Origin of the sequence: Sinomonas humi (assembly GCF_000802235.1) — a bacterium.
GTDB classification, from domain to species: domain Bacteria; phylum Actinomycetota; class Actinomycetes; order Actinomycetales; family Micrococcaceae; genus Sinomonas; species Sinomonas humi.
Genome location: NZ_JTDL01000007.1, coordinates 1 through 538, shown reverse-complemented (window position 1 = coordinate 538; position 538 = coordinate 1). Strand labels below are relative to the sequence as shown.

General features: G+C 68.4%; 1 protein-coding gene. It reads right to left on the bottom strand.

Annotated features, from left to right (window positions below):
* On the bottom strand, positions 1-225 hold a 225-nt coding region (locus tag LK10_RS00680; RefSeq protein WP_043119338.1), incomplete at its 3' end, for a GntR family transcriptional regulator.
* Positions 226-538 lie beyond the last annotated feature (313 nt).

The following is a 538-nucleotide window of genomic DNA, read 5'->3' as shown; positions in this document are numbered from 1 at the left end:
CCGGAAGGGCTCCTGCACGAGCAGGCCTTCCCGCGCGAGCTGGTTCAGGGCCTCGCGCAGGGTCGGCCGGCTGACCCCGAGCTGGGTGGCGAGACCCACCTCGGTGACCTTCTCCCCAGGCAGCAGGCCACCCCTGACGATCGCCCGTCGGATCTCCTGGATCGCGCCATCCCGCCGGGTGATGCCCGCTACCGGGCCAACGCTCTCTGCCCGCGCACTCGTCATATTCCCTCTCCCACCTACTCGTGAACCTCATCAAGACAAGGCTTGTCGGATTGTCAGGTTATGCGACAATGCTACCGCCCATTCCGCCTCCCGCACGGGCAGGTTCGGCGTTCGGGGCGGGGACCGGCGATAGGGAGGGGCCGCTGGTCGCTGTGGCGAATTGGCGGCCCCTCCTTCTGGGACGAGGCTGTGCCTCAGAAACGGACGGCGTCGACGAAGGCTCGCAGTCCCGGGGTCTCCGGGTCGGAGAGCAGCTTGCGGGGGTCGCCTTCTTCGGCGATGGCACCGTTCTCGAAGTACGCGACCCGGTCGG